Origin of the sequence: Trichormus sp. NMC-1, assembly GCF_001858025.1 — a bacterium.
Taxonomy (GTDB): Bacteria; Cyanobacteriota; Cyanobacteriia; order Cyanobacteriales; family Nostocaceae; genus Anabaena.
Genome location: NZ_LZQD01000006.1, coordinates 155,684 through 163,867 on the forward strand (window position 1 = coordinate 155,684; position 8,184 = coordinate 163,867).

Sequence of the window (8,184 nt, forward strand, 5' to 3'; positions counted from 1 at the left end):
TGAATTAGACGATGACTTAAAAGAAGAATATGATTTAAGTCAACTAAAAAATCCCATTCAGGGTAAATATTATCAACAGTATCAAGAAGGATATAGTGTTACTATTCATAATGAAGATGGTACAACAACAGTAAAAAATTTCCCTAGTCAAAATGATATAATTGTTCTTGATCCTGACGTGAAACAATACTTTCCTGATTCAGAATCCGTTAATTCTACTTTAAGGAGTTTAATTAAATTAATTCCTCAAAAATAGTAAATTGCTACACCAATTTCAATTTACTTATTGCTGATAGCTTGGGTGAAGCTTTACAAAGATTCAAAGAAGCTGGAATTCGCTATCAACCAGAAACAGTAGTTGCTGCGTCATAATTGAGGAGACGCGGGGACGCGGAGAAAATTAAGAATAACTTAATTACCAATAATCACCAATCCCTAATTACCAATTACCAATTACCAATCACCCAATTTTCAATTTTCAATTTTCAATTTTTAATTTTTAATTTGAAATAATGCCAATTGCTATTCACAATTCAATTGTAGCGGGTTTTCATGCCCTATCTGACCCGATTAGAGTCAGCGTGATAGAATTACTGCGTCAGCGTGAACTTTGTGTATGTGATTTATGTGATGCTTTAGAGATAAGTCAATCAAAACTGTCTTTTCATCTCAAAAATCTTAAAGAAGCAAATCTCGTTAATGCCCGTCATGAAGGACGCTGGATTTATTACAGTTTAAATTTGCCCCAATTTCGGGTTTTAGAACAATATTTAGCAGATTTTCGGCTCAATCATATCATGCCAACACGTCGTTCTTGCTGTGATTAACAAGCTGGATAATATCAAGACGATAAGTCTCCTATCCAATATATCAAGTTTTTTTGATTAATTTTTATATACAATGCTATCCTTGTGCTTGACATATCAATTTTTTTTGAAATGATAGAGAAATACTGTTAGTATCAGCAATACAGGTGAGGTCAGTGAAAACAACAGCGACTAAATTGGCTTTAACGGTTGGGATGTTTACATTTGTGACTAGCTGTGCAAGTACATCCGACTCATCAATTCAAACTCAACAGGCAACACAAGTTACTGATTCAGCAAATGTTGCAATCATCAAAATAGATGGTTCTAGTACAGTTTATCCGATTACCCAAGCGATCGCTAAAGAGTTTCAAGCCGACTCCAAAAATAACGCCCAAGTAAAAGTCAGCATTTCCGGTACTAGCGGAGGTTTTGAAAACTTCTGCACTGGAGAAACAGACATCAGTAACGCCTCTCGGCCGATTACCCAGACAGAGATGGCAGCTTGTAAAAAAAATGGCGTAAGCTACATGGAATTACCCATTGCCTTTGATGCCCTAACTGTAGCTGTAAACCCCCAAAACAACTGGGCAAAAGACATTACAGTTGCTGAACTAAAAAAGATATGGGAACCAGAAGCTGAAGGAAAAATCACCCGTTGGAACCAAGTACGCGCTTCTTGGCCAGACCGCCCAATAAAATTATACGGTGCTGGCGATAAATCTGGAACCTTTGACTATTTTACCGAAGCCGTTGTTGGTAAAGCCAAAGCCAGCCGCAAAGATTACACAGCCAGCGAAAATGATGAAGCGTTAGTTGCAGGTATTAATAAAGACCCTGATGCATTGGGTTACTTTGGCTATGCTTACTACGAAGAAAACAAAGATAAATTAAAAGTCTTAGCAGTTAATAACGGTAAAGGGGCTGTTTTCCCATCACGAGAAACAGTAGAAAAAGCCAAATATCAACCTCTTTCTCGACCCTTATTTATATATGTCAATCTTTGGTCTAGCAAAAACAAAAGTGTAGTGTATAAGTTTGCAGATTTCTACATTAAACAAGCAGCAACTACAGCTATTTCTGTTGGCTATGTTCCTTTATCAGAGGAAGCTTACAAACTTGATTACGTTCACTTATACAAAGGCAAAATAGGAACAGTATTTGCTGGAAAGTCACAATTTGACTTGACACTGGGAGAATTATTGCGTAAACAAAAGGAATTTTAACATGACAATTCGTGTAGGAATCAATGGATTTGGCCGCATAGGAAGGCTTGATCTCCGGGCTGCTTGGGGTTGGAAAGAACTAGAATTTGTACATATTAATGAAACTAAAGGTGGTGCAGAAACAGCAGCACACTTGCTCAAATTTGATTCTGTACATGGACGCTGGACACCGGAAGTTGAAGCTGTAGAAAACCAAGTTGTAATTGATGGTAAACCCCTGAGTTTTAGTGAATATTCTCTACCTGGTGAAGTTCCTTGGGAAGACTTTGGTGTTGATATAGTTTTGGAATGTTCCGGTAAGTTTAGAACACCCGCTTCCCTGGAACATTATTTTAAAAGAGGTGTGCAGAAAGTAATTGTTGCTGCACCTGTCAAAGAAGAAGCTTTAAATATTGTCATGGGGGTAAATGATTACCTTTATGAACCTGAACAACATCATTTATTAACTGCTGCTTCTTGCACTACAAACTGTTTAGCCCCAGTGGTAAAAGTAATTCATGAAGGCTTAGGAATTAAGCATGGAATAATTACCACAATTCATGACAATACTAATACTCAAACTATCGTGGATGCACCTCATAAAGACTTGCGTCGCGCTAGGGCAACAAGTATGTCATTAATTCCCACTAGCACGGGTTCAGCTACAGCTATCGGGTTAATTTATCCAGAATTAAATGGTAAATTGAATGGTTTAGCAGTGCGTGTACCTTTGTTAAATGCTTCTTTAACAGATTGTGTATTTGAAGTTGTTCGCCCGACAACTGTAGCAGAAATTAATGGTTTGTTGAAAACAGCTTCTGAACAAGAACCATTAAAAGGAATTTTGGGTTATGAAGAACGTCCTTTAGTGTCAATTGATTATAAAGATGATCCTCGTTCTTCAATTATTGATGCCCTTTCCACAATGGTTGTAGATGAAACTCAAGTGAAAATTCTGGCTTGGTATGACAATGAATGGGGTTATGCCAATCGCATGGTGGAATTAGCGCGAAAGGTGGCTTTAAGTTTGCAGAAATAATGGTTTAAAGGGGGTGGAATTTTGTTTCTACCCCACAAAGATTTTTTTCACGCAGAGGAGGACACTTGCATGGGCGGGTCTCCCGACTTGTGCAAAGTGTCCGTCACGCAGAGATGAAGAGTTTAAAAGTTTAAAAGTTGACATTGTAAATTTTTTAGTGAATTTTTAATCATGGCTTCTACTACAAGTTCTAATGCTAATTTAAAGAACTACGCTTTAGTTACTTTGGCTTATTGGGGGTTCACCATTACTGATGGTGCTTTGCGAATGTTGGTGTTGCTTTATTTTAATAAAATTGGTTATACACCTCTGCAAATTGCCTCTCTGTTTCTATTTTATGAAGTTTTTGGTATTGTTACAAATTTTTTAGGTGGTTGGATTGGTTCGCAATTTGGATTGAAAGTTACTCTTTACACTGGTATTGGTTTACAGATTTTCTCTCTGGTGATGTTGTCTTGGTTAAATCCTAATTGGGTACAGTGGGTTGCAGTTCTTTATGTAATGGTTGCACAGGCTTTTTCAGGAATTGCAAAAGACTTAACTAAGATGAGTACTAAAAGTGCTATTCGTTTGGTAGTTCCTCAAGATGCTCAATCTTCTTTGTTTAAATGGGTGGCAGTTTTAACGGGTTCTAAAAATGCTTTAAAGGGAGTTGGTTTTTTTATTGGTAGTGCGATTTTATCTTTGTTTGGGTTTGTGAATTCTCTGTTGATAATGGCTGGTGGACTATTTTTAATTATGTTCACTGGGTTGATGTTGCCGAAGGGAATGGGCAAAATTAAGAAGAAGGTGAAATTTAGTCAACTGTTTTCTAAAAGTCAGGAAATTAATATTTTATCTGCGGCTAGATTCTTTCTTTTTGGTTCGAGAGATGTGTGGTTTGTTGTAGCTTTACCGGTGTTTTTGCGTGAGACTTTAGGTTGGTCTTTTTATCAAGTGGGAGGGTTTTTGGCTTGTTGGGTAATCGGTTATGGAATTATTCAATTTTTAGCCCCAAATTTAATGCAAAAGTTTGGTTCTGGTCGTCCACCACAATCTCAGACTATCCAATTTTGGACTTTTACTTTAACTGCTGTTCCTTGTGCGATCGCTCTTGCTCTGCAAATCGGTTTACCTGCTAATCTAGTAATTATTGGTGGACTCCTCATCTTTGGTGTGGTATTTGCTTTCAATTCCGCTGTTCATTCCTATTTAGTGTTAGCATTTACCGATGATGACAAAGTAGCCTTAAATGTTGGTTTTTATTATATGGCTAACTCTGGTGGTCGTCTCGCAGGTACTGTATTATCAGGTTTAGTTTATCAGTTATCAGGTTTAGTCGGTTGTCTGTGGACATCAACGTTTTTTGTTTTAGCAGCAGCTTTGGTTTCTCTGAAGTTACCAAATCCTCAACCTAGTAAAGATATTGCGTGGAAAGCTGGTGACGGTGATTAAAATAATTCAAAATTGATTCATATCATAGTCCCGTCCTCGCTTGCTCTTAGGGGGTTGGGGGTGGGGTTCTTGTACATCACTCAACCGACAAATGCTATCTATAGTTTTCCCAATTACCAATCATAAATTACATCTGTTGATTATTAGGAGATATGCATGAATATAAATCAGCAGGAAAATACAACCCCAGTCAAACCTCAAAGCAATCTCAGCTTTTTTGAAAAGTACCTAACTGTTTGGGTTTTCATCTGCATATTAGTAGGAATTACATTGGGGAAATTATTTCCAGGTATTGCCATAACCCTAGACGCTATTAGCATTTATCAAGTATCAATTCCCATTGCTATATGTCTATTTTTCATGATGTACCCCATCATGGTGAAAATCGACTTTACCCAAGCTAAAAATGCACTCCGCACACCAAAACCTGTGCTTCTGACTTTAGTCATGAATTGGTTAATTAAACCATTCACAATGGTGGTATTTGCCCAATTCTTTTTAGGTTGGTTATTTAAACCATTGATTACAGGTGCAGAATTAATTCGTGGCAATGAAGTTAGTTTAGCCAATTCTTACATTGCTGGGGCAATTTTATTAGGAATTGCTCCCTGTACAGCAATGGTTTTAATGTGGGGATATCTTGCTTATGGAAATCAAGCACATACCTTGGTAATGGTGGCAGTTAATTCTCTAGCAATGCTGTTTTTATATGCTCCATTAGGGAGATGGTTACTAGCAGCAAATGATTTAACAGTTCCTTGGCAAACAATAGTTTTATCTGTATTGATTTATGTTGGCTTGCCGTTAATTGCAGGGATGTATAGTCGCTACTGGATTTTTGAATATAAAGGTAAACAATGGTTTGAAAGAGAATTTCTGAAATATCTCTCTCCCATTGCTACTAGTGCTTTATTGATTACTTTAGTTTTGCTATTTGCCTTTAAGGGAGAATTAATTGTTAAAAATCCCTTGCACATTCTATTAATTGCTGTTCCCTTATTCATTCAAACTAATTTTATTTTCTTGATTAGTTATGTAGCAGCATTAAAATTGAATATATCCTATGAAGATGCAGCCCCTGCGGCTTTAATTGGTGCTAGTAATCATTTTGAAGTTGCTATTGCCACAGCAGTAATGTTGTTTGGTTTAAATTCTGGTGCTGCATTAGCAACAGTCGTAGGAGTTTTAATTGAAGTTCCAGTAATGTTAATGCTGGTTGAATTTTGTAAGCGCACAGCAGCTTGGTTTCCTAGGGAACCAGAAAAGGCAACTTTGTTAGATCCCCGCTGTATTCATCCTTCCTAGTTATATTGATTATAATCAATATAAAATAATTCCTACAAGGAGAAAATTTTATGTCAAGTCTGAAAACTCATGTCGCTTTGAATGTCACCAACATTGAAAAATCTGTAACATTTTATCAAGCAATGTTTGGTGTAGAACCTGTTAAATATAAGGCTGACTATGCTAAGTTTGATATTCCCAACCCAGCTTTAAACCTGACACTGAACCTAACTTCTAGCGTACAGACTGGGGGAGCATTATCTCATTTGGGTGTGCAGGTTGGAAGTACACAAGAAGTACAAGCTTCTATAAAAAGGTTTGTAGACGCTGGACTAGCATTGTTTACAGAGGAAAATACAGAATGTTGCTATGCTTTACAAGATAAGGTGTGGGTAACAGATCCTGATGGCAATCGCTGGGAAGTATTTGTGGTAAAGGTGGCAGATACAAAACCAGATGAGAATATGGGTGCTACTGTGGATTCTGAACAGGAAGTACAAGCTTTGAAAAAACCATGTTGTGGGTAATAAGTAGGTGGGCATTGCCCACCTAACCGTGTTAATTTTTTCTCACATATAGGAATAATATTTGATTTTTGTTGGCGCAGCCTGCGCTTTGCGCTTACAAACTCAGTACACCTTATATTCCTTCTTTTCTGTTAAGAGTTCCCTGTTAAGAGTTCCCTGCCTCTACGAGTAAATATGCCTACGGCACGCTACCGCGAACAGGAATCAAACCGGATTCCTATAGTTAGATTTAATTGTGCAATTTATTAATAACTAATAACATTATGAAAAAGGTAATGTTTATCTGTAAACATAATTCCCGTCGTTCCCAAATGGCAGAAGGTTTTGCTAAAACTTTAGGAGCGGGTAAAATCGCAGTTTCTAGTTCTGGTTTAGCATCTAGTGAAGTAGATCCCATCACTGTAGAAGTTATGGCAGAAATAGGCATTGATATTAGTCATCAAACTTCTAAACCTTTCAGTGATTTTAACCCTGAAGATTTTGATGCGGTGATTTCTTTATGCGGTTGCGGTGTGAATTTACCAGAAGCTTGGGTGTTAAGAGAAGTATTTGCAGATTGGCAACTTGATGATCCTAAAGATCAAGATATTGACACCTTTCGTCGTGTGCGTGAAGAAGTTAAGGAAAGAGTTATAAAATTAATTGTATCTCTGAGTTAAATTAGTTATTAGTTATTAATAACTTTCTTAGATGCTACTGGCGATCGCATATAAGTAGGTGGGCAGAATAAAACCAAACTGTGTAAAGAAAAGTAAATAAGGCTAAAACCCTTTTTCCCCCTGCTAGAAAGCTCCCTGCCCCCTGCCTTATCCCAACGACAATTTTTAACGCCAACCTACTTATATGATAACTATTCCAAAGAAGATGAGTAAGTAAATCTGCATGAGCAATACCACAGAAACGATTTTCAGCAAAATCATTCGTAAAGAAATTCCCGCGAATATTGTTTATGAAGACGATTTAGCCCTGGCCTTTACAGATGTTAACCCCCAAGCCCCAGTTCACATCCTTGTCATTCCCAAAAAACCCATAGTTAACCTCGCAACAGCCAAACCAGAAGATCAGGCTTTATTAGGACATCTATTGTTAACAGTCCAAAAAGTCGCAGCAGAAGCTGGACTAGAAAACGGTTATCGCGTAGTCATGAATACTGGTGCTGATGGCGGTCAAACAGTCCATCACCTACATATACATATACTAGGTCGTCGTCCTATGTCCTGGCCTCCTGGTTAACTTCCACATCTGAAAATCATCTATAAATCTTGTGGGGGAGCCAGTGCGTTGCCCGGGTTCCCCACCCAAATACCTTTTGTAAATCTCGTTACATTAGAAAAACATATAACTGTGATAACCAATACTAATTTTAATTATCTTTACAAAACTCAACTTAGGTTTTAATCTTGAATACAGATAGGCAAAAAAACCTATCAACATCATACAAAAATAAAGCACTCATAAAATGACCACAACCTTACAACAGCGCTCAAACGCTAACGTATGGGATCGCTTTTGCGAGTGGATCACCAGCACCGAAAACCGTATCTACATCGGTTGGTTCGGAGTACTGATGATTCCTACCCTGTTAGCTGCTACCACCTGCTTCATCATCGCTTTCATCGCTGCGCCTCCCGTTGACATCGACGGTATCCGTGAGCCAGTTGCAGGTTCTTTGATTTACGGAAACAACATCATCTCTGGTGCAGTTGTTCCTTCTTCTAACGCTATTGGTTTGCACTTCTACCCAATCTGGGAAGCAGCTTCCTTAGATGAGTGGTTGTACAACGGTGGTCCTTACCAATTGGTAATTTTCCACTTCTTAATCGGTGTAGCTTGCTACCTCGGTCGTGAATGGGAACTTTCTTTCCGCTTAGGTATGCGTCCTTGGATCT

Annotated in this window: 9 protein-coding genes and 1 pseudogene; all 10 read left to right on the plus strand. The window is 37.9% G+C overall.

The genetic code is table 11. From position 1 onward, the window contains the following. Positions 1 to 256, plus strand: a 256-nt coding sequence (locus A9Y75_RS18960) for a hypothetical protein (protein WP_201788428.1), incomplete at its 5' end; no start/stop codon positions are given. A 256-nt stretch (positions 257 to 512) separates the two neighbouring features. Then, complete coding sequence (locus tag A9Y75_RS18965; RefSeq protein ID WP_071191101.1) at positions 513 to 827, plus strand: metalloregulator ArsR/SmtB family transcription factor; 315 nt, start codon at positions 513 to 515, stop codon at positions 825 to 827. Positions 828 to 982: 155 nt separating this feature from the next. Further along, positions 983 to 2,032 carry a PstS family phosphate ABC transporter substrate-binding protein gene (locus A9Y75_RS18970; RefSeq protein ID WP_071191102.1) on the plus strand — a complete coding sequence of 350 codons (1,050 nt, stop codon included), beginning with the start codon at positions 983 to 985 and terminating at the stop codon, positions 2,030 to 2,032. Position 2,033: 1 nt separating this feature from the next. Further along, the gene (locus A9Y75_RS18975; protein ID WP_071191103.1) at positions 2,034 to 3,050 is read left to right on the plus strand and encodes an ArsJ-associated glyceraldehyde-3-phosphate dehydrogenase; all 1,017 of its coding nucleotides are present in this window, start codon (positions 2,034 to 2,036) and stop codon (positions 3,048 to 3,050) included. Positions 3,051 to 3,221: 171 nt separating this feature from the next. Next, a complete protein-coding gene (arsJ, locus tag A9Y75_RS18980; protein ID WP_071191104.1) occupies positions 3,222 to 4,484 on the plus strand; it encodes an organoarsenical effux MFS transporter ArsJ in 1,263 nt (420 codons plus the stop codon). A 156-nt stretch (positions 4,485 to 4,640) separates the two neighbouring features. Then, positions 4,641 to 5,789, plus strand: a complete 1,149-nt coding sequence (gene arsB, locus A9Y75_RS18985; protein WP_071191105.1) for an ACR3 family arsenite efflux transporter — start codon at positions 4,641 to 4,643, stop codon at positions 5,787 to 5,789. Positions 5,790 to 5,839: 50 nt separating this feature from the next. Further along, a complete protein-coding gene (locus tag A9Y75_RS18990) occupies positions 5,840 to 6,295 on the plus strand; it encodes an ArsI/CadI family heavy metal resistance metalloenzyme (RefSeq protein WP_071191106.1) in 456 nt (151 codons plus the stop codon). Between the two features lie 263 nt (positions 6,296 to 6,558). Then, the gene (gene arsC / locus A9Y75_RS18995) at positions 6,559 to 6,954 is read left to right on the plus strand and encodes an arsenate reductase, glutathione/glutaredoxin type (protein ID WP_177176240.1); all 396 of its coding nucleotides are present in this window, start codon (positions 6,559 to 6,561) and stop codon (positions 6,952 to 6,954) included. Between the two features lie 223 nt (positions 6,955 to 7,177). After that, positions 7,178 to 7,528 carry a histidine triad nucleotide-binding protein gene (locus A9Y75_RS19000; RefSeq protein ID WP_071191108.1) on the plus strand — a complete coding sequence of 117 codons (351 nt, stop codon included), beginning with the start codon at positions 7,178 to 7,180 and terminating at the stop codon, positions 7,526 to 7,528. 226 nt (positions 7,529 to 7,754) lie between these two features. Next, a pseudogene (locus A9Y75_RS19005) lies at positions 7,755 to 8,184 on the plus strand (photosystem II q(b) protein); the annotation flags it as partial.